The sequence below is a fragment of the Lentzea xerophila genome (assembly GCF_051094245.1).
Taxonomy (GTDB): Bacteria; Actinomycetota; Actinomycetes; order Mycobacteriales; family Pseudonocardiaceae; genus Lentzea; species Lentzea xerophila.
In genome coordinates this window covers 1196500-1217620 of record NZ_CP194934.1, presented here as the reverse complement: position 1 = coordinate 1217620, position 21121 = coordinate 1196500, and the positions used below count along the sequence as shown (strand labels likewise).

The 21121-nt window shown below is 69.3% G+C and carries 17 protein-coding genes; 3 read left to right on the top strand and 14 right to left on the bottom strand.

The features are described 5' to 3' along the window. Positions 1-6: 6 nt before the first annotated feature. The 5 genes from ACRSBM_RS06045 to dctA form a co-directional block, all read right to left on the bottom strand. The gene (locus tag ACRSBM_RS06045) at positions 7-579 is read right to left on the bottom strand and encodes a carbonic anhydrase (RefSeq protein ID WP_434440507.1); all 573 of its coding nucleotides are present in this window, start codon (positions 577-579) and stop codon (positions 7-9) included. A gap of 57 nt (positions 580-636) precedes the next feature. Continuing rightward, complete coding sequence (locus ACRSBM_RS06040; RefSeq protein WP_434440506.1) at positions 637-951, bottom strand: hypothetical protein; 315 nt, start codon at positions 949-951, stop codon at positions 637-639. 407 nt (positions 952-1358) lie between these two features. Then, positions 1359-2864: a glutamate synthase subunit beta gene (locus ACRSBM_RS06035; RefSeq protein WP_434440505.1), complete on the bottom strand. Its 1506-nt coding sequence runs from the start codon at positions 2862-2864 to the stop codon at positions 1359-1361. Then, on the bottom strand, positions 2857-7380 hold the full coding sequence (gene gltB, locus ACRSBM_RS06030; RefSeq protein WP_434440503.1) for a glutamate synthase large subunit: 4524 nt from the start codon (positions 7378-7380) through the stop codon (positions 2857-2859). The genes ACRSBM_RS06035 and gltB overlap by 8 nt, the downstream gene beginning before the upstream one ends. A 542-nt stretch (positions 7381-7922) precedes the next feature. Further along, positions 7923-9281, bottom strand: a complete 1359-nt coding sequence (gene dctA, locus ACRSBM_RS06025) for a C4-dicarboxylate transporter DctA (RefSeq protein ID WP_434440502.1) — start codon at positions 9279-9281, stop codon at positions 7923-7925. A 112-nt stretch (positions 9282-9393) separates the two neighbouring features. On the opposite strand from dctA, the gene ACRSBM_RS06020 reads away from it, so the two are divergent. After that, on the top strand, positions 9394-10293 hold the full coding sequence (locus ACRSBM_RS06020; RefSeq protein WP_434440501.1) for a TAXI family TRAP transporter solute-binding subunit: 900 nt from the start codon (positions 9394-9396) through the stop codon (positions 10291-10293). On the opposite strand, the gene ACRSBM_RS06015 is transcribed toward ACRSBM_RS06020, so the two are convergent. Genes ACRSBM_RS06015 through lgt form a run of 3 tightly spaced genes read right to left on the bottom strand, consistent with a single transcriptional unit; the run spans position 10262 to position 13321 of the window. Next, complete coding sequence (locus tag ACRSBM_RS06015) at positions 10262-11635, bottom strand: ATP-binding protein (RefSeq protein WP_434440499.1); 1374 nt, start codon at positions 11633-11635, stop codon at positions 10262-10264. The genes ACRSBM_RS06020 and ACRSBM_RS06015 overlap by 32 nt on opposite strands. Positions 11636-11683: 48 nt before the next feature. Continuing rightward, the gene (locus tag ACRSBM_RS06010; protein ID WP_434440497.1) at positions 11684-12346 is read right to left on the bottom strand and encodes a response regulator transcription factor; all 663 of its coding nucleotides are present in this window, start codon (positions 12344-12346) and stop codon (positions 11684-11686) included. 3 nt (positions 12347-12349) lie between these two features. Continuing rightward, positions 12350-13321, bottom strand: a complete 972-nt coding sequence (gene lgt, locus ACRSBM_RS06005; RefSeq protein WP_434452984.1) for a prolipoprotein diacylglyceryl transferase — start codon at positions 13319-13321, stop codon at positions 12350-12352. 248 nt (positions 13322-13569) lie between these two features. On the opposite strand from lgt, the gene ACRSBM_RS06000 reads away from it, so the two are divergent. Next, entirely contained in the window at positions 13570-14718 is a 1149-nt protein-coding gene (locus tag ACRSBM_RS06000; protein WP_434440496.1) for an FAD-dependent monooxygenase, read from the top strand. On the opposite strand, the gene ACRSBM_RS05995 is transcribed toward ACRSBM_RS06000, so the two are convergent. The 6 genes from ACRSBM_RS05995 to ACRSBM_RS05970 all read right to left on the bottom strand — a co-directional run bounded on the left by ACRSBM_RS05995 (position 14715) and on the right by ACRSBM_RS05970 (position 20467). Further along, the gene (locus ACRSBM_RS05995; RefSeq protein ID WP_434440494.1) at positions 14715-15275 is read right to left on the bottom strand and encodes a Uma2 family endonuclease; all 561 of its coding nucleotides are present in this window, start codon (positions 15273-15275) and stop codon (positions 14715-14717) included. The two genes, ACRSBM_RS06000 and ACRSBM_RS05995, sit on opposite strands and share 4 nt — an antisense overlap. Before the next feature lie 276 nt (positions 15276-15551). Further along, the gene (trpA, locus tag ACRSBM_RS05990; RefSeq protein ID WP_434440492.1) at positions 15552-16340 is read right to left on the bottom strand and encodes a tryptophan synthase subunit alpha; all 789 of its coding nucleotides are present in this window, start codon (positions 16338-16340) and stop codon (positions 15552-15554) included. Then, positions 16340-17560 (bottom strand): tryptophan synthase subunit beta, encoded by a 1221-nt coding sequence (gene trpB / locus ACRSBM_RS05985; protein ID WP_434440490.1) that lies wholly within the window; start codon positions 17558-17560, stop codon positions 16340-16342. Before trpB ends, trpA begins: the two co-directional genes overlap by 1 nt. Before the next feature lie 35 nt (positions 17561-17595). Then, entirely contained in the window at positions 17596-18405 is an 810-nt protein-coding gene (trpC, locus tag ACRSBM_RS05980) for an indole-3-glycerol phosphate synthase TrpC (RefSeq protein WP_434440488.1), read from the bottom strand. Positions 18406-18537: 132 nt separating this feature from the next. Next, the gene (locus ACRSBM_RS05975; RefSeq protein ID WP_434440486.1) at positions 18538-18939 is read right to left on the bottom strand and encodes a Trp biosynthesis-associated membrane protein; all 402 of its coding nucleotides are present in this window, start codon (positions 18937-18939) and stop codon (positions 18538-18540) included. After that, a complete protein-coding gene (locus ACRSBM_RS05970; RefSeq protein WP_434440484.1) occupies positions 18929-20467 on the bottom strand; it encodes an anthranilate synthase component I in 1539 nt (512 codons plus the stop codon). Before ACRSBM_RS05970 ends, ACRSBM_RS05975 begins: the two co-directional genes overlap by 11 nt. 38 nt (positions 20468-20505) lie before the next feature. On the opposite strand from ACRSBM_RS05970, the gene ACRSBM_RS05965 reads away from it, so the two are divergent. Continuing rightward, on the top strand, positions 20506-21117 hold the full coding sequence (locus tag ACRSBM_RS05965) for a TetR family transcriptional regulator (RefSeq protein WP_434440482.1): 612 nt from the start codon (positions 20506-20508) through the stop codon (positions 21115-21117). Positions 21118-21121 lie beyond the last annotated feature (4 nt).

The following is a 21121-nucleotide window of genomic DNA, read 5'->3' as shown; positions in this document are numbered from 1 at the left end:
AGACCCCTACAGCGGAAGGAAGGCGTGCTCGGCACACGCGGAGACCTCGCCGGTCTCGATGTCGTAGAACCAGCCGTGGACGCGCAACGAGCCCGCGGCGACCTTCTCGGCCACGAACGGGTACGCCAGCAGGACCTCGAGCTGGGCGCGGACGTGCGCCTGCCCTTCCGAACGCATCGCCGGGTCGGACGGCGTGCCCGGCTGCTGGGGACGCAGCCAGCCGCGCATCGCGGGCAGGTGGTCGATGGCGCCACCGTTCAGAGCTCCCACCGCACCGCAATGGGAGTGGCCACAGACGACGATTTCACTGACGCCCAGTTGCAGAACAGCGAACTCGATCGTCGCCATCTCGCTGGACGGCGCCGTGAGCGAGTACGGCGGGACGATGTTGCCCGCCGTGCGGAGTTCGAACAACGAGCCGGGTTCGGCGCCGGTGATGGCCGCCGTCACGATGCGCGAATCGGCACAGGTGATGAACATCGTCGTGGGTTGCTGGCCCGCGGCGAGCTTGCGGCCCTGCGCGCGTGAACGCGATGCGGCGTGTGCGCGGGCATGCTGAACAAAGCGATGGAAGTCCATGGGAATCCCTCACTGCTATGAGAAAAGTGTTCGGTTTGATCGGGAGAAGCGCATCGATCAGTTTCTGAACACCTGCAGCGCGGAGGGTGTGCGCCACACCGCTATCGGTTCGGCGGCGGACACCAGCGTGAGGCCGGGTTCGGCGTGGGCCGCGAACACCGTCACGAAGGACGGCCTGGCGACCGTGGACTCGCGCTCGACCGAGGTCACGAGCAAGCGCAGACGGCTCGTCTCGCGTTCCTCGCGGGGCGCTTCCTCCTTGGGAGCGGACGTCTTGGACTTCGGCGGCGGTGCGCCGATGGACGCGGGAGTGACGGCCGGAGCGAGCACGGCGCACAAGGCGACGACGACAGCCAGAAGGACGCTGCGCATGCTCTCACCCCCTGACCGAGTTGATCTAGAACTACCAGTTTCGCCCGAACTGGACAACCTTCGCGATATACGAGACTGGTTTTGCCCGTATGTGACACCAGGTTCACCCGAAAGGATTTCTGGTTTCACAGAAAAGTACATATGCGGAGAGTGAGCGTCTTGTTTGGTAGATATGCCGATTAGTGGACAACCGACACTCGATCTCGGCCCGATCCACACGGTCGGTAACCGAATGGCACGTGACACAGAATGTGGCGATCGGGACACATATGCGAATCCGGCTCGACGGCGAGCGGGAAAGTTTCGCCGAAGTTCATCGCGATGACAAGGCAGGAAAGGCGAACGCCCCGGCCGACGTCGTTGTCGGCCGGGGCGTCATGCTGCTCTCCGCAGGTCGGACTCCGTTGTCAGACCACAGCGAGCGGAAGCTGGTTGGGGATGACCGGCGAGGGCAGGTTCGAGGAACCCGTGAGGAAGCTGTCCACGGCGTTGGCCACGGACCGGCCCTCCGCGATCGCCCACACCACGAGGGAAGCGCCGCGGTGGGCGTCCCCGCAGACGAACACGCCGGGCGCGGTCGTCTGCCAGTCGGAGCCGCACGAGATCGTGCCGCGCTGCGTCAGGGAGATTCCGAGGTCGTCCAGGAGCCGCATGTGCTCGACGCCCTCGAAGCCGATGGCCAGCAGCACCATGTCCGCGGGCAGCACCTCGATCTCGTCGGAGATCGGTACGACCGAGCGGCGGCCGGACGAGTCCTTCTCGACGCGCACCTGCTGCAGCTCGATGAAGCGCACGTGGCCGTCGTCGTCACCGACGAAACGGCGCACCGCCACGGTGAAGCGGCGTTCGCCGGCCTCCTCGTGCGCGGGGTACGTGCGCAGGATGTGCGGCCACACCGGCCACGGCGAACGGTCGTCGTCGCGCACCGAGGGCGGCATCGGGTACTGGTCGAGCTGCGTCACCGACAACGCGCCCTGGCGGGTCGCGGTGCCGTAGCAGTCGGCGCCCGTGTCGCCACCGCCGATGACGATGACGTGCTTGCCCTCAGCCGAGATCGTGGACGGGCCGTCGCCCTCGACGGCGCGGTTCGCGGGGACCAGGTGGTCCATCGCGAGGTGCACGCCCTTGAGCTCGCGTCCCGGAGTCGTCTTGTCGTCACGGCCGCGCAGCGCGCCCACCGCGAGCACGACCGCGTCGAACTCGGCACGCAGCTGCTCGACCGTGATGTCGACGCCGACCTCACAGCCGGTGACGAACTTGGTGCCCTCACGGCGAAGCTGCGTGAGCCGGCGGTCGAGGACCTTCTTCTCCATCTTGAACTCGGGGATGCCGTACCGCAGCAGCCCGCCAAGACGGTCGTCCCGTTCGTACACGACGACTTCGTGCCCGGCGCGGGTCAGCTGCTGGGCGGCGGCGAGTCCGGCGGGACCGGAGCCGACCACCGCGACGCGCTTGCCCGAGGACACGGCAGCGTGGGACGGCTGCACGTAGCCGTTCTCCCACGACATGTCCGCGATCGTCTCTTCCACGCGCTTGATCGCGACGGCACCGCCCGCGTCGTGCGAGATCGCCAGGACGCAGGCGGCCTCACACGGTGCGGGGCACAGACGACCCGTGAACTCCGGGAAGTTGTTGGTGGCGTGCAGGCGGTCCGAGGCCAGCTCCCAGTCGCCGCGGCGCACCAGGTCGTTCCACTCGGGGATCAGGTTCCCGAGCGGACAGCCCGCGGTTCCGCTGTGGCAGAAGGGAATGCCGCAGTCCATACACCGCGTCGCCTGCGTACGCACGGCGGCGTTGCGCTCCGCCGGTTCCTCGGCGAGGTAGACCTCGTTCCAGTCCTGCAACCGCTCCGGCTTCGGACGCTTCGGCGCGTCGGAGCGGGAGTACTTCATGAAACCCTGTGGATCAGCCACGAGACGCCTCCATGACAGCCGCGTCAACGTCCCGGCCCTCAGCGCGCGCGAGGCGCATGGCCTCGAGAACGCGCTGGTAGTCGCCGGGCATGACCTTCGTGAACGCACCGGCCCGACGGGTCCAGTCACCGAGCAGCGACGCAGCCACCGCGGAACCGGTGTGCTGGTGGTGCTTGGTGACGGCGTCCTTGAGCCAACGCAGGTCCTCGGCGCTGAGGCGCTGCAGATTCACCATCTCCTGGTTCACCGACAACGGGTCCAGGTCGAGCACGTACGCGATACCGCCGGACATGCCGGCCGCGACGTTGCGCCCGGTCGGCCCCAGCACCACTGCCCGGCCACCGGTCATGTACTCGAACGCGTGGTCGCCCACGCCCTCCGCCACCAGCAAGGCGCCGGAGTTCCTCACACAGAACCGTTCGCCGACGCGTCCGCGCAGGAAGACCTCACCGGACGTGGCGCCGTAGCCGATCACGTTGCCCGCGATCACCTGCTGCTCGGCGCGGAACGGCGCGTCGTCGTGCGGCCGGACGATGATCCGCCCGCCGGACAGGCCCTTGCCGACGTAGTCGTTCGCGTCGCCGACCATCTCGAGCGTGATGCCGCGCGGCAGGAACGCGCCGAGCGACTGGCCGGCCGAGCCGGTCAGCTTCACCCGGATCGTGTCGTCCTCCAGGCCCTCGCCGCCGAAGCGGCGGGTGACCTCGGCGCCGAGCAGCGTGCCAACCGTGCGGTTGACGTTGCGGACCGGCAGTTCCAGGTTGACCTGGTGCGCGTCCTCCAGCGCCGCCTCGGCGAGCTGGATCAGCGTGCGGTCCAGTGCCTTGTCCAGGCCGTGGTCCTGGTCGCGGATCTTGCGCTTCGCCGTCGGGTACGGGGTTTCCGGCACCTCGAAGACGGGGTTCAGGTTCAGGCCCTCCGCCTTCCAGTGCTCGATCGCCTCGTCCTTGTCGAGCAGTTCCGCGTGCCCGACGGCCTCGTCGATCGTGCGGAAACCGAGCTCCGCCAGGATCTCGCGGACCTCCTGCGCGATGAACTCGAAGAAGTTCACGACGTGGTCGGCCTGGCCGGTGTAGCGGGCGCGCAGGTCCGGGTTCTGCGTCGCGACGCCGACCGGACAGGTGTCCAGGTGGCAGACGCGCATCATCACGCAGCCCGCGACGATCAACGGCGCCGTGGCGAAGCCGAACTCCTCGGCGCCCAGCAGCGCCGCGACGACGACGTCCCGGCCGGTGCGCATCGCGCCGTCGACCTGGACGGTGATGCGGTCGCGCAAACCGTTGAGCAGCAACGTCTGCTGGGTCTCGGCGAGGCCGATCTCCCACGGCGTTCCCGCGTGCTTCAGCGAGTTGATCGGCGAAGCACCGGTGCCGCCGTCGTAGCCCGAGATCAGCACGACGTCCGCGTGCGCCTTGGCGACACCCGCCGCGACCGTGCCCACGCCGATCGACGAGACGAGCTTCACGTGCACCCGTGCCTGCTCGTTCGCGTTCTTCAGGTCGTGGATGAGCTGCGCCAGGTCCTCGATCGAGTAGATGTCGTGGTGCGGCGGCGGCGAGATGAGACCGACGCCCGGCGTGGAGTGCCGGGTGCGCGCGACCCACGGGTAGACCTTGAAGCCGGGCAGCTGGCCGCCCTCGCCGGGCTTCGCGCCCTGCGCCATCTTGATCTGGATGTCCGTGGCGTTCACGAGGTACTCGCTCGTGACGCCGAACCGTCCACTCGCGACCTGCTTCACCGCGGAACGGCGCTCCGGGTCGTAGAGGCGCTCGCGGTCCTCGCCGCCCTCACCGGAGTTCGACCGGCCACCGAGGCGGTTCATCGCGATGGCAAGGGTTTCGTGCGCCTCGGCCGAGATCGAGCCGTACGACATGGCGCCGGTGTTGAAGCGCTTGACGATCGAGCTGACGGGCTCGACCTCGTCGATCGGGATTGGCGTGCGTCCCTCGTTGCGGAACTTGAACAGCCCGCGCAACGTGCCGCCCTGCCGCGAGATGCGCTCGACCTCCGCCGTGTACTGGCGGAAGACGTCCTCCTTGCGCGTCTTCGTGGCGTGCTGCAACAGGAACACCGTCTCCGGCGTGAACAGGTGCAGTTCGCCCTCGCGGCGGTACGAGTACTCGCCGCCGACCTCGAGCCTGCGGTGCGCGCGGTCCGTGGGGTTGTCCGGGTACGCGCGGCGGTGGCGCAGCGCCACCTCCTCGGCGAGCACGTCCAGGGAGGCGCCGCCGAGCTTGGACTGCGTGCCGGTGAAGTACTCGTCGAGCAGGTCGTTGGACAGGCCGACGGCCTCGAAGATCTGCGCCGCGGTGTAGGCGCCGACGGTCGAGATGCCCATCTTCGACATGATCTTCAGGACGCCCTTGACGAGCGCCTTGACGTAGTTGCGGATCGCCTTGTGCGCGGGCACGCCGGTGATGGCGCCCTGGCTGATCAGGTCCTCGATCGTCTCGAACGCGAGGTACGGGTTCACCGCGGCGGCGCCGTAGCTCAGCAGCGCGGCGACGTGGTGGACCTCGCGGCAGTCACCGGACTCGACGACGAGTGCGACGCGCAGGCGTTCCTTGGTGCGCACCAGGTGGTGATGCACCGCGGAGACGAGCAGCAGCGACGGGATCGGCGCCATCCGGTGGTCGGAGTCGCGGTCGCTCAGCACCAGCGTCCGGGCGCCGTTCGCGATGGCCTCCGACGCCTCGCGGCGCACGCGCTCGATGGCCAGGCTGAGCGCCTCGCCGCCGCCGTCCACTTCGTACAGTCCGGACAGGACGGTGCAGGCGAAGCCCGGCAGGTCGCCGTCGTCGTTGATGTGGATGAGCTTGGCGAGCTCGTCGTTGTCGATGACCGGGTAGTCCAGCGTCACGTGGCGGCACGAGACGGGGCCGGGGTCGAGCAGGTTCTGCTCGGGGCCCATCACGCGCTTGACGGACGTGACGATCTCTTCGCGGATCGCGTCCAGCGGCGGGTTCGTGACCTGCGCGAAGTTCTGCACGAAGTAGTCGTAGAGCAGCCGGGAACGCTGGCTGAGCGCGGCGACCGGGGTGTCGCTGCCCATCGAGGCCAGCGGCTCCATGCCCATGATCGACATGGGCGTGAGCAGGATCCGCAGCTCCTCCTCGGTGTAGCCGAAGGTGAGCTGGCGGCGCACGACGGACTCGTGGCTCTGCACGACGTGCTCGCGGTCCGACAGGTCGGCGAGGTCGAGCAGGCCGGCGTGCAGCCACTCGTCGTAGGGCGACTCCGAGGCCAGCGACGACTTGAACTCCTCGTCGTCGATGATCCGGCCCTCGGCGGTGTTCACCAGGAACATGCGGCCGGGCTGCAGGCGGCCCTTCGCGACCACCTGGTCGGACGGCACGTCGAGCACACCGGTCTCGGACGCCAGCACGACGCGGCCGTCGGCGGTCTGCCACCAGCGGGCGGGACGCAGACCGTTGCGGTCGAGGACCGCGCCCACGAGCTCACCGTCGGTGAACGTGACGCAGGCCGGGCCGTCCCACGGCTCCATCAACGACGCGTGGAACTGGTAGAAAGCGCGGCGCTTCGGGTCCATCGTGGCGTGGTTCTCCCACGCCTCCGGGATCATCATCAGCACCGCGTGCGGCAGGCTGCGGCCACCGAGGTGCAGCAGCTCCAGGACCTCGTCGAACGACGCCGAGTCCGAGCCGTCCGGGTTGCAGATCGGGAACAGCCGGGCGAGGTCGCCCGGGATCAGGTCGCTCTCCAGTAACGCCTCGCGGGCACGCATGCGGTTGCGGTTGCCGCGGACGGTGTTGATCTCACCGTTGTGCGCGACGAACCGGAACGGGTGCGCGAGCGGCCACGACGGGAAGGTGTTCGTGGAGAAACGACTGTGCACCAACGCGATCGCCGTGTAGAGGCGCTCGTCGTGCAGGTCGGGAAAGAACGCCGGCAGCTGCTCGGTCGTCAGCATTCCCTTGTAGACGATCGTGCGCGCCGACAGCGACGGGAAGTAGACGCTGCCCTCGTGCTCGACCCGCTTGCGCAGGCAGAAAGCCAGGCGGTCCAGGGCGATCCCGGCCTCGTCGCGCGTGCCGCGCACGAACAGCTGCGCGAAGTGCGGCGCCACGGACATCGCGGTCGGGCCGACGCCTGCCTTCTCCGGGTCGACCGGGACATCGCGCCAGCCGAGAACGACGAGGTTCTCCTCTTCGGCGAGGCGTTCGATCTGCCGCATCGCGGAGGCGCGTTCTTCGCACTCAAACGGCAGGAAAGCGATTCCCGCCGCGTACTGCCCGCGCTCTGGCAGGTCGAACTCGACCACAGCACGCAGGAACTCGTCCGGGAGCTGCAGAAGAATGCCGGCACCGTCACCAGAGGTGGGCTCGGCGCCGGCCGCGCCCCGGTGCTCCAGGTTCGCCAGCGCGGTCAGGGCATCGCTCACAATGCCGTGGGAACGCCTGCCCTGGATGTCGGCCACCATGGCGACACCACAGGCGTCGCGCTCATCAGCCGGGTCGTAGAGACCCTGGGGGCCGGGGATGGCGGAGAAGATCACTGCGCAGACCTCCTTCGTCGTCCTCGCTAAAGAACAAAGTCCTCGTGCTCAGACCTCGAACCAACAGGTGGGAGCACGGGACGACGATGGCCCGCGTGTTGACGCGACTTTAACAGCCGCGAAACCCAGGGACACCCGCCAATGGGTGATCTAGGTCATGGATGTGTAACGATTCCCCACTGCGGAGCGACATTGCCGCCAACGTCGGTGTTCGTTACAGCCGGGTTAGCGTAACCGACCGTTCATCTCGGTCCAGCCTGATGAGAGCTGCGCGACATTCGCGGTTTGACACTGGAATAGCTGGGTATCCCGCTGTTTTGGCTCGTCAGCCGCCTGCCGTCCCAGTTAGCGGACGCTCACCTGGACCGACCGTGACCGCGCGGGCACCGTCCATTCGCGCACGCCAGGGTTGTTGGCTGCCAAACGAGACCGAGGCCCCGTCCACCCCGCGCCGCAGGCGGGGAGAGCGGGACCTCGGCATACCTGGAGGTCGCTGGTCGCGTGGCCGGAGGCGGGAAGAGACGCCTCCGGCCACGGACGTCTCAGTGAGCCGCGACCGGCTCCTTCTTCTCCCCGCCCTCGCCGGACTGCTTGGCCAGCAGGTCGTCGACGTCGACGCTGCCGGGGTTGTTGAGAACCTCGGTCAGGCGCTCCTTGTCGAGGCCCTTCTGCCAGGCGGCGACCACGAGCGACCCGACACCGTTGCCGATCACGTTGGTGATGGCGCGGGCCTCGGACATGAAGCGGTCGATGCCGACGATCAGCGCGATGCCGACCGCGGGGATGGCCGAGTGGGCCTCGAAGGCCTGCAGCGAGGCCGCCAGGGTGACGAGGCCGGCGCCGGTGACGCCCGCCGCGCCCTTTGACGCGATCAGCATGAACAGCAGCAGGCCGATCTGGACACCGATCGACACGTCGTGACCGGTGGCCTGGGCGATGAAGATCGCACCCATCGTCAGGTAGATGCAGGTGCCGTCGAGGTTGAACGAGTACCCGGTCGGGATGGTGAGGCCAACGACCGACTTCTGCGCGCCCGCCGCCTCCAGCTTGACCATCATGCGCGGCAGCACCGACTCGGACGACGAGGTGCCGAGCACGATCAGGATCTCGTCCTTGATGTAGCGCAGGAACTTGAAGAGGCTGAAGCCCGCGAACTTCGCCACGAGACCAAGCACCACGATCACGAACAAGATGCAGGTGGCGTAGAACGAGCCCATCAGCCAGAGCAGCTTGCCGAGCACGCTGCCGCCGAACTTGCCGACGGTGTAGGCGATGCCGCCGAAGGCGCCGATCGGCGCGACGTACATGACGATCTTGATGATGCCGAACATCACCTTGGAGAGCGTCTCCATCGCGGAGACGACCTTGGCACCACGCTCACCCATGCCGGCGACCGCGACGGCCACCAGGATGGCGACCACGAGCACCTGGATCAGCTGACCGTCGGTGAACGCGCTGACGAACGACTTCGGCACCAGGCTCAGGATGAAGCCGGTGACGCCGGTCTCCGCCGTCGACGCCGACTTCAGCGTGGCGTCCGCCTGGCTCGCGTTGAGCGTGATCTCGCCGCCGTGGTGACCCGGCTGGACGATGTTCACGACGATGAGGCCGATGGCGAGCGCCACCGTGGTCATCGCGGTGAAGTAGAGGATCGTCCGCAGTGCGAGCCCGCCCGCCTTGGCGAGGTTTCCGAGGCCCGCGATGCCGACGATGATCGTCGCGAAGATGGTCGGCGCGATGACGACCTTGACGAGGTTCACGAACAGGTCGGCGAGCCACTTCATCTCCGACGCCTGTTTCGGGAACAGGAAGCCGACGGCGGCGCCCAGCACGATGGATACCAGCACCCAGAAGTAGAGGTGCTTGTAGATCGGTTTGCGGCCTGTGGTGGTGGTCGCCACTTGTTCCTCCTCGAACTTCGTGTTGGGACAGAGAGTGAGCGGCGCCACCAGGCCCGACAAGCCGACGCCGGGAAACTTCAGACAGCCCTGACGTAACAGCTAGGCTTCGCCGGTGTCGCTCAGCCGTCGCACGCTTCTGCTAGGGGCCGGACTGGCTCTTGCCGGGTGCACCCCGCGCAAGGTCGAGGCTCCCGCTGAACTGCTGCTCGCGACCGGTCCGGAGGGCGCCGTCTTCCGCGAGGTCGGCGGGGCGCTGGCGGCCGCGCTGGCCGAGCAGCTGCCCGGCACGAAGGTCACCGCCATCCCCACCGCCGCGTCGGTGGAGAACCTGCAGCTGCTGCGTTCCGGTGAGGCGCAGCTCGCCTTGTCCTCTTTGGACCCGATCGACGACCCGCAGAGCGTCCGCGCGGTCGGGCGGCTCTACGACAGCTTCATGCAGATCGCGGTGCCGGCGGCGTCACCGATCCACACCTTCTCCGACCTCGCGGGCAAGCGGATCTCGTTGGGCCCCATCGGTTCCGGCACGGAGTTCACCGCCGAGCGGATGTTCGAGTTCTTCAAACTGTCCGCAATGGACGAACGCATGGCGCACGCGGAGGCCTCGCGCCGGGTCGCGGACGGGTCGCTGGACGCGCTGCTGGCGCTGACCGGCATCCCGACGCCCGCGATCACCGACCTGCTGGGCAACGTGCGGCTGATCAACATCCCGGACGAGGCCGTCAGGTTCGCCGACGAGTACAAGGGCCCGTACATCCCGGCAACGATCCCGAGCACCACCTACGAGGGCGTGTCGGCGAACCAGACGTTCGCGGTGCCGAACCTGCTGCTGGCGCGCGAGTCGCTGAGCCCGGACGTGGTGGAGGTCGTGACGCGCACGGTCTTCACCGAGACCGCGCGGATCGTGCAGGGCCACCCGGAGGCGTCGCGGATCAACGTCCGCACCGGCATCGCCACCGGTCTCGTGCCGCTGCACGAGGGCGCTATGCGTTGGTTCCGTTCCGTGAAGCGCTGAGGGCGACCTTCACGTCCAGGCCGGGGCCGGCGTCGTGCAGCGTGAGCGTGCCGCCGGCCGAGGAGATGAGTTCGGCGCAGATCGCGAGCCCGAGTCCGGTACCGGCGATGTTCTGGTGCTTGGGCGCACGCCAGAACCGCTGCAGCGCGAGGTCGCGTTCCTCGCGGCTGAGACCGTCGCCGTTGTCGATGACGTGCAGCTCACCGGGCTTGCCGGTGACCACGACCTCGGTCGCGTTGGCGAGCCGGACCGCGTTGCTGACCAGCTCGTCGAGCACGCTGCCGAGCCCGCCCGGCGGTTCCTGCATGGTGAGGCCCGCCGGCACGTCGATCTTCAGCGTGAGGCCCGACCTGGTCGCGAGCGCCTGCCAGGCCGCCCGGTGGGTGGTGATGAGCTGGTCGATCTCGACCGGTTCGGTCTGCCGGGCGCTGTCGAGGCGGGTCGCGGCGAGCAGCGTGTCGAGCACGCGCCCCATCTCCTCGGCCTCCTCGACGGCGATCTGGTGGGCCTCCAGCGCGTCCTCGCCGCGGATGTGCGGTTCGAGGTTGTCCACGGCGAGCCGCAGGCTGGCCAGCGGGTTGCGCAGCTGGTGCGACGCGTCGGCGACGAACGCCTTCTGCCTGTTCAGCGCCCTGCCGACGACGTCGACCATCGTGTTGAAGCTCTTCGCGAGCCTGCGCAGCTCCGGCGGCCCGCCCACCTCGTCCGCCCGGACGTCGAGGTTGCCCCCGGCGACGGCCGCGGTGGCCTCGTCGAGCCTGCTGACGGGCCGCAGCACCCACCGCGACATCGGCCAGGCGGCGGCGACCACGGCGAGCATCGGGGCGAGGCCCGCCAGCGCCATCAGCCCCCACTGCCGCAGCACCTCGGTCCGCAGGCCGCGCGTCTGCGAAATGGTGACGACGGCGGCCACCACCTCGCTGTCACGGCCGACCGGTTCGACGACGACCATCGGCCCGGTGCGCCACGGCCAGCCCGTGTAGTCGGGTTCGGGCCGGATGCCGCCGTTCAGCGCCGTGTTGAGCAGCCCGGTGACCTCGGGGTCGTCGCTGGGGTTGAACCCCTGCCGCGAGGCCAGCACGATCCGCTTGTCGGCGCTGACCAGCGCGACCGGGATGCCGTAGAGGTTGTCGTAGCGCTGGATCTCCTGGCTCAGCGCCTCCAGCCGGTCCGACTGCAGCGCGCTCTCGCCGAGGGAGGCGAACCGGCTGGCGTCACCGAGGCGGTCGAGGTACGTGGTCTGCGTTTCGCGCTGCACCACCGCGGACGCCAGCGGAATGCCGAGCGCCGCGACCAGGGCGACGAGCAGCGGAACCATGATGACGAGCAGTCGGCGGAGCATCGGTTGCGATTGTTCCGCACCCACCTGCGGATGTCTCTCGGAGCCTCGTCACGTGGCGAGGCGGTAGCCGACACCCCGGACCGTCTCGATCCTGACGTGGTCGCCGAGCTTTCCGCGCAGCGCCGCGATGTGCGTGTCCAGCGTCCGCGACGGCGCCTCCCAGTGCGCCTGCCACACCTGGTCCACGATGAAGTCGCGGCTCACCACCTCGCCCGCCCTCGTCGCGAGCAGGGCGAGCAGGTCGAACTCCTTGCGCGTCAACGACAGCGGCGCGCCGTCCAGCGTGACGGCGCGCGTGGAGGCGGAGAGCTGAAGCGGGCCGACCTGGATCGGCCCCTCGCTGTCCGGCTCCGCCCGGTGGGTGCGGGTGCGGCGGAGCACGGCCTCGATCCGGGCGAGGAGCTCGGACGTACCGAACGGCTTCACCACGTAGTCGTCCGCGCCCGCCCGCAGCCCGAGCACGCGTTCGCGTTCCTCGCCGCGCGCGGTCACCGTGATGACGGCCGTGCCCGGACGGTGCCGCAGCTCGCGCAACACCTCCAGGCCGTCCCCGTCGGGCAGGCCGAGGTCGAGCAGCACCACGTCGGCGGGCGCGGCACGCAACGCGTCGGCGGCCGTGGCCACCCGATGCACCTCGTAGCCGGCGTGCCGCAACGCGGTCAGCAGGCCTCTGGCCACCCGGTCGTCATCCTCGACGACGAGCACGCGCACAGATCACTCCGGTTTGACGGACTCCGGGGAGTCCTTCTTGTCCTTCGCGGCGGCTTCGTCGTCCTCGACGCTCCCGGTCTGCGCCACTTCGGCCTCAACGGGTTCGCCGGTGCTGCTGCGCAGCGCTGCGACGTCCTCACGCTCACCGCGCGACTTGGCGATGACGAAGTAGGCGATCGCACCGAGGAACACGAGTGCCGACACGAACACGTTCACGCGCTGGCCGAAGATCAGCGTCGCCTCGTCGGTGCGCATCAGCTCGATCCAGAACCGGCCGGCCGTGTAGCCCGCGACGTACAGCGCGAACACCCGCCCGTGGCCGAGCCGGAACTTGCGGTCCGCCCACACGATCAGCACGGCGACACCGAGGTTCCACAGCAGCTCGTAGAGGAACGTCGGGTGCACGACCTGGATCGGCGTGTGGTCGATCGCGACGCCGGCGAGCGCGTCCTCACGCCCGTCCTGCGTGACGCGGCGGTAGATCTCGAGACCCCACGGCAACGTCGTGTCGCCACCGTAGAGCTCCTGGTTGAAGTAGTTGCCGAGCCGCCCGATGGCCTGCGCCACGACGATGCCGGGCGCCAGCGCGTCCGCCATCGCGGGCAGCGGAATGCCCCTGCGGCGACATGCGATCCACGCACCCACGGCACCGAGCGCGATGGCACCCCAGATGCCGAGGCCGCCGTTCCAGATCTCCAGTGCCGCGAGCGGGTCCTTGCCCGGCCCGAAGTACTTCTGGTTGTCGGTGATGACGTGGTAGATCCGCCCGCCGACCAGGCCGAACGGCACCGCCCACACGGCGATGTCGGTGACCTCGCCCTTGATGCCGCCGCGTGCGACCCAGCGACGTTCACCCCACCAGATGGCGACGATGATGCCGGCGATGATGCACAGCGCGTAGGCCCTGATAGGGAGCGGACCGAGGTACCAAACACCGCGGTCGGGACTCGGGATCGTGGCCAGAAGGGCGTCCAACACGGCGCCCACCGTACCGGTCGCCCTGTGAGCGTCCCGTTGGGACGCGCGATCGTTATCGAGCCCGAACCCTGCCGGCCCCTGAATGGGCGAAGTCGGCGCGCTCGAGAATCCCTGCCGGACGGTCTCGGCGCGCCAACGGGCACCGCACTCCTCGCGACCGGGCCGAGCTCGCGACCCCGTGGGTTCGTGATCGCTGAGCCGAGATACTCGGACGCGGGCTCTGGCGGACGCGCGAAAGGTCGGACATGACGGTCCTGGTGGTCGGCGGCGGTATCGGTGGGCTGGCGACGGCCCTCGGGCTCGCGCGGGCCGGGCAGCGCGTGACGGTCCTCGAGGCCGCCGCGGCGTTCGAGGAGATCGGCGCGGGCATCCAGGTCGGGCCCAACGGGTTCCGCATGCTCGACGCGCTGGGCGTGGGGCCGGTGGTGCGGGCGCGCGCCGTGCACGTGGACGAGTTGCGGCTGCGGTGCGGGGTCTCCGGTCGGCAGATCGCCGGGTTACCGATCGACGAAGGTTTCCGGCAGCGGTTCGGTACCTATGCGGTGGTGCATCGCGACGACGTCCTCACGCCGTTGCTCGACGCCTGCCAGGACGATGAGCGCATCGACCTGCGGGTGAACAGCGGCGTGGCGGCGTACACGCAGGACGTCGGCGGGGTCACGGCGGTACTGCGGTCGGGCGACCTCGTGCACGGTGAGGCGATGGTCGGCGCGGACGGGTTACGGTCGGCGGTGCGGCGGCAGCTCGTGGGCGACGGGGATCCGCAGGTGTCCGGGCACACGACCTTTCGCGCGGTCATCCCCGCTCAGGACGTGCCGCGCTCGTTGCAGGAGAACGTCGTCACGCTCTGGGCCGGGCCGCGCTATCACGTCGTGTGGTACGTGATCGCCGGTGGCCGGTACGTGAACCTCGTGGCCACCATCGACAACGGCGCGACCACACCCATGACCGGCGAGCCCGTCGAACACGCCGAGGTGTTGCGGCACTTCACGCCGTTGTGCGACGACGCGACGCGGATCATGGAGCTTGCTGGCGAGTGGCGGGCGTGGGTGCTGTGCGACCGCGCGCCGATCACGACGTGGCAGGACTCGCGGGTCGTTCTGCTCGGGGACGCCGCCCATCCCGTGCTGCAGTACGCCGCCCAGGGAGCCTGCCAGGCGTTGGAGGACGCCGTCTGCCTCTCCTCGGTGTTCGACCCCCGCGACGTGGCCGGCTCTTTCGCCCGGTACGTGTCGCTCCGCTCGGAGCGCACCGCGCGCGTCCACCACGTCTCACGGCTGATGGGCAGGGAGGTCTACCACCCAGCCGACGGGGCAGCGGAGGCCCGCGACGCGATGTTCGCCTCGTGGACCGTGGCCGACCTGCACGAACGACTGGAGTGGCTCTACGGCTAGAACTTGATGGTGACGGGGAACGGCCGCTCGGCCTGCAGCACGCCGTCGGCGCTGGTCGCGATTTCGACGTACTGGTCGCCCTGGAGTTCGAGCAGCGTGGCCTCGACCACCTGCCGACTCGGGTCGACCATGAGGTAGTAGGGAATACCCGCCCTGGCGTACAGCCCGCGCTTGAGGCCTTCGTCGTTCAGGCGCGTGCTCGGCGAGAACACCTCGCCGACGAGCACCACGTCGGAGACGGGGAACATGACGCCCGCTTCGCGCGGCCTGACGACGGTGAAGTCGGGAATCACCAGACGTCCACTGGAGAGCAGGACGTTCAGCTCGATCGTCGCTTCCAACTCGACCGGACAAGCGCCGACCAAGGCTCCGTACGCACGCCCCACGAGCTGCTGGTGGCGGTACGACCCCAGCGGGCTCACGAGAAGCATCCCGTCGACCAGTTCGACACGTTGGCTGTTGTCCTCCGGCAACGACAGGACGTCGTCGAGCGACCAGGGGCCCACGTGCCTCGGCAACAGGTAGTCGGCTGGTGCCGCTTCTGCTGGAGCCGCCACAGGGCATCACCTCCGAAAACCGCCCGGCGAGTACCAGTGTGGCACGCCGGACGAGTAGCTGGCTTGTGCATGACACCACGATCGCAGGTCAGACCGACAACCAAAGGGGGTTTTGGCCCCAATCGACGCGGATTCACTCGATCAGGTGTTCGAATCCATGTCATGCTGTCGGAGCAACATCAAGGACTCCGAAAGGAGGCACGTTCATCACCGCGCCGGCACAACGCAAAACCGCTCGGCCCGAAAAGGGCCGAGCGGCTTCACCCGAGAGAGGAGTCAGACGGTCGCGGTCGCCGACCGCACGCCCTTGGCCAGATCAGCGGCCAACGCGCGCACGGCAGCGTCGCCCTCGGCCACGGCCGACACGAACGCCGACCCGACGATGACGCCGTCCGCGAACCCGGCGATCTCGGCCGCCTGCGCACCGGACCGCACGCCCAGCCCGACACCGACCGGCATCGAGGTGTGCTCACGGACCCGCGCGACGAGCGCGGGAGCGTCGGACGACACCACGTCACGGGCACCGGTGACGCCCATGACCGCGGTGGCGTAGAGGAATCCGGACGACGCCCGCGCGGTCATCGCGATCCGCTCGGAGGTCGACGAGGGCGCCACCAGGAACGTGCGGTCCAGCCCGTGCGCCTCGGAGGCCGCCATCCAGTCGCCGGCCTCGTCCGGGACGAGGTCGGGCGTGATCAGTCCGAGGCCACCCGCGGCGGCGAGGTCACGGGCGAACGCGTCCACCCCGTAGCGCAGGACGGGGTTCCAGTACGTCATCACGACCGCACGCCCACCGGCGTCGGAGACGGCGGACACCACGTCGAACAGGTCCCGCACGCGGAATCCCGCGGACAGGGCCTGCTCGGCGGCGGCCTGGATCGTCGGGCCGTCCATCACCGGGTCGGAGAACGGCAGGCCGACCTCGACCAGGTCACAACCGGCATCGACCATCGAACGGAGGTAGTCCTTGGAACCTGACACCGTCGGGAAGCCCGCGGGCAGGTAGCCGATCAGGGCGGCACGCGACTCGGCACGCGCGGCGGAGAACACGTCGGACAACGACATCAGGCCTGTCCCCCGTCAGCGAGGCCGAAGTACTTCACGGCCGTGTCCATGTCCTTGTCGCCGCGACCGGAGAGGTTCACGACCAGCAGGCCGTCCGGTCCGAGCGACGGGCCGAGCTTCAGCGCGCCCGCCAGCGCGTGCGAGGACTCGATGGCCGGGATGATGCCCTCGGTGCGCGAGAGCAGCGCGAACGCCTCCATGGCCTCGGCGTCGGTGACCGGGAAGTACTCGGCGCGGCCGATGTCCTTCAGGTGCGAGTGCTCCGGGCCCACGCCGGGGTAGTCGAGACCGGCGGAGATCGAGTGCGCCTCGGTGATCTGGCCGTCCTCGTCCTGCATGACGTACGACATCGCGCCGTGCAGCGAACCGGGCGTACCGGCCGTCAGCGTCGCGCCGTGGCTGCCGCTGTCGAGGCCGGAACCGCCGGGCTCGACACCGACGAGGCGGACGTCGAGGTCGTCGATGAAGCCGTGGAAGATGCCGATGGCGTTCGAGCCGCCACCGACGCAGGCGACGACGGCGTCGGGAAGCCGGCCCGCCTTCTCCAGGATCTGCTCGCGCGCCTCGATGCCGATGACGCGGTGGAAGTCGCGCACCAGCAGCGGGAACGGGTGCGGGCCCGCCGCGGTGCCGAGCAGGTAGTGCGTCTCGTCGACGTTGGTGACCCAGTCGCGCAACGCCTCGTTGATCGCGTCCTTCAGGGTGCGCGAGCCGGACTTCACCGGGATGACCTCGGCGCCCAGCAGGCGCATGCGGGCGACGTTCAACGCCTGCCGCTCGGTGTCGACCTCGCCCATGTAGACGACGCAGTCGAGGCCGAGCAGCGCGCACGCGGTGGCGGTCGCGACACCGTGCTGGCCGGCGCCGGTCTCTGCGATCACGCGCTTCTTGCCCATGCGCTTGGTCAGCAACGCCTGGCCGAGCACGTTGTTGATCTTGTGTGAACCCGTGTGGTTGAGGTCTTCGCGCTTGAGGAAGACCCGCGTCCCGGCGTGCTCGGCGAACTTCGGGGCCTCGGTCAACAGGGACGGCCGGCCCGCGAAGTCCTTCAGCAGCCGCTTGAACTCGTTCACGAACTCCGGGTCGAGCCGCGCCTTGTCGTACTCGGCGGCCAACTCGTCCACCGCGGCGATCAGGGCCTCCGGAACGAACCTGCCTCCCCACGGGCCGAAGTGGCCACGCGCGTCGGGATCGTGCGGCGTGGGCGTGAACTGGCCCATCGGGTAACTCCTCTGACGCTGTTGGTCGCGGTGCCCTACCGGCTGGGCCGGGGGCACGCGGGGTGTGAGCCCGCGGTCACGAGCTTGTTCACGGCGGCCTTGGGGTCACCACTGGTCACCAGGCTTTCGCCGACGAGCACCGCGTCGGCACCGGCGCCGGCGTACGACATCAGGTCGCCGGGGCCGGTCACACCCGACTCGGCGATCTTGATCGTCTCGGAGGGTAGTCCCGGGGCGATCCTGCCGAAAACATCCTTGTCGACCTCCAGCGTGTGGAGGTTGCGCGCGTTCACCCCGATGACCGTCGAACCCGCCTCGAGCGCACGGTCGGCCTCTTCAGCCGTGTGCACCTCGACGAGCGCCGTCATGCCGAGGGACTCGACCCGGTCGAGCAGCGACACGAGCGCGTTCTGCTCCAGCGCCGCCACGATCAGCAGCACCACGTCCGCGCCGTGCATCCGCGCCTCGTGCACCTGGTAGGGCGACACGATGAAGTCCTTGCGCAGCAGCGGGATCTTCACCGCCCTGCGGACCGCGTCGAAGTCCGCCAGCGACCCGCCGAAGCGGCGCTGCTCGGTCAGCACGCTGATCACCGACGCGCCGCCCGCCTCGTACGCGGACGCGAGCTCGGCGGGCTCCGGAATCTCCGCCAGCGCGCCCTTGGAGGGGCTGCGGCGCTTGACCTCGGCGATCACGCCCACGTTCGGCCCGCGCAGCACCGACAGCACGTCGAGCGGCGGGGCGGTCTTGGCCGCGCGCTCCTTGACGTAGTCGAAGGACAACTGGGCCTCACGAGCGGCGAGATCCTCACGCACACCTTCGAGGATCGACTCGAGAACCGTCACAGTCTTGCTCCCCTTCCCGCTACGGGGATGCTAACCCCGGCGGAGTAACGCCCCAGCCACCGGGGTTCAAGTGTCAACGCAGCTAACCAAGGTTGTGCACGTGTCACATGCGTGAACGTGGATGGATGATCTTCACTCGTTCGAGGACGGTCCGCCGGGGGTCTTATCGTCTGTCGGGTCGTCTCCGCGCTCCAGCGCGCGCCACATGTCCGTCTCCGGGTCGTGCGCGCGGGCTTTCTGCCCACCCACCCCGATCTTCGGCATCCGGGCCCCGAGCGCTACCAGGAGCACGCCGGAGGCCACCACGAGCACGCCGCCCACGACCGCCAGCCAGTGGCCGGTGAACGCCCCGGCGACGCCCACCACGACCAGCAGCGCGCCGAGGACCCGGCGCGGCACCCCGCTCAGCGCGACGACCGCCGCGACGGCCGCGAGGCTCAGCAGCGCGACCGGCACCGAGCCGGCGCCCCAGAAGGCACCCGCCGCGCCCACGAGCAGGAGCGCGGCGATCCACAGCAGGCGGCTAGCTTTCAACTGCGGGCGCCATCGTCTGCGCGGTGGCGATCGCGGCCAGCACCGCGCCCGCCTTGTTCAGGCACTCGTTGTCCTCGGCCAGCGGGTCCGAGTCGGCCACGATGCCGCCACCGGCCTGCACGTAGGCCACCCCGTCGCGCACCAGTGCCGTACGGATGGCGATGGCCGTGTCCGCGTCACCGGCGAAGTCGAAGTAGCCGACGACACCGCCGTAGAGGCCGCGCCGCGTGGGCTCCAGCTCCTCGATGAGCTCCATCGCGCGCGGCTTGGGCGCACCGGACAGGGTGCCGGCCGGGAAACAGGCCGCGACCGCGTCGTAGGCCGTCTTCCCCTCGGCCAGCTCACCGGTCACGGTCGACACGATGTGCATGACGTGGCTGTACCGCTCGACCTTGAAGAAGTCGACGACGTGCACCGAGCCCGGCTTGCAGACCCGGCCCAGGTCGTTGCGGCCGAGGTCGACGAGCATCAGGTGCTCGGCGCGCTCCTTGTGGTCCGCGAGGAGGTCCTTCTCGAGCAGGGCGTCCTCCTCGGGGTCCTCGCTGCGCCACCGGGTGCCCGCGATGGGGTGAGTGGTCGCCTTGCCGTCGCGCACCGTCACCAGCGACTCCGGGCTGGACCCGACGATGTCGAACCCGTCGAGGCGCAGGAGGTACATGTACGGGCTGGGGTTGGTCGCGCGCAGCACCCGGTAGATGTCGAGCGCGTCGGCGTCCGTGTCGATCTCGAACCGCTGCGACACCACGATCTGGAACGCCTCACCCGCCCGGATGGCCTCCTTGGCCTTCTCGACGGCCGCGAAGTGCTCGGCCTGCGAGCGCCGGCGCCGGAACTCGGGCTTGGGCCGCGAGAACACCGCCGCGGTCGGCGGCGCGGGCGTGTGCAGCGCCGTCGTCATCTCGTCGAGGCGGCGCACCGCGTCGTCGTACGCGGCGTCGACCCGCTCGGGCGAGTCGTCCCAGTTGATCGCGTTCGCGATGAGCGTGACGGTGCCCTCGTGGTGGTCGAGCGCGGCGAGGTCGGTCGCCAGCAGCATCACGAGCTCGGGAATCTTCAGGTCGTCCTCGGCGATGACGGGCAACCGCTCCAGCCGCCGCACCGCGTCGTAACCGATATAGCCGACCATGCCGCCGGTCAGCGGGGGCATCCCCGGCAACGGGTCCGTGCGCAGCACCTCGATGGTCTCGCGCAGGGCCTGCAGCGGGTCGCCACCGTCCGGCAGGCCGACGGGCCGCGTGCCCGTCCAGAACGCCTCACCGCCCGTCGCCGTGAGCGCCGCCGTCGACCGCACGCCGATGAACGACCAGCGCGACCAGGACCGCCCGTTCTCCGCCGACTCGAAGAGGAACGTGCCGGCCTGATTGGCCCCGAGCTTGCGGTACAGGCCGACCGGGGTCTCGGCGTCCGCGAGCAGCTTGCGCACCACCGGGATGACCCGGCGGTTGACCGCGAGTTCGCGGAACTCCTCACGCGTGGGGCTCACGGCCCCCAGACCTGCGGCGGCCACAGCCCCGATGACGCTCACCATGCCGTCAATTGTTGCATAAATTCAACATCTGTTGAACTATGGCCCGTGTGGAGCAAGTCAACCAGAAACGGCGAGGCCGCCGCGCCGCGGGCGAGGACACCAGGGCCGCGCTGATCGCCGCGGCCCGCGAGGTGTTCGTCGAGAAGGGCTACGACGGTGCCACCGTCCGCGCGATCGCCGCCAAGGCGGGCGTGGACGCCGCGATGGTCAACCACTGGTTCGGCGGCAAGGAGGGCCTGTTCGCCCAGTCCGTGCTGCAGCTGCCGTTCGACCCGGCCGAGATCCTCAAGCGCCTGCTCGACGGCCCGGTCGAGGAAGCGGGCGAGCGCATCGTCCGCACCTTCGTGACCGTGTGGGACGCGACCGGTGGCGGCACGTTCACCGCGCTGATCCGCAGCGTCACCAGCCAGCCGGAGGTGGCGGGCGCACTGAAGTCGTTCCTGGTCAACGCGATCTTCAGGAACGTGCTCGCGGAGATCGGCTCCGAGCAGCACGAGCTGCGGGCGACGCTGTGCGCGACCCAGATGGTCGGACTCGGCATCGTCCGCTACGTCGTGCGGTTCGAGCCGCTGGCATCGGTCGACGTCGACACGCTGGTCAGGACCATCGCCCCGAACCTGCAGCGGTACCTGACCGGCGACCTGGACTGACCGC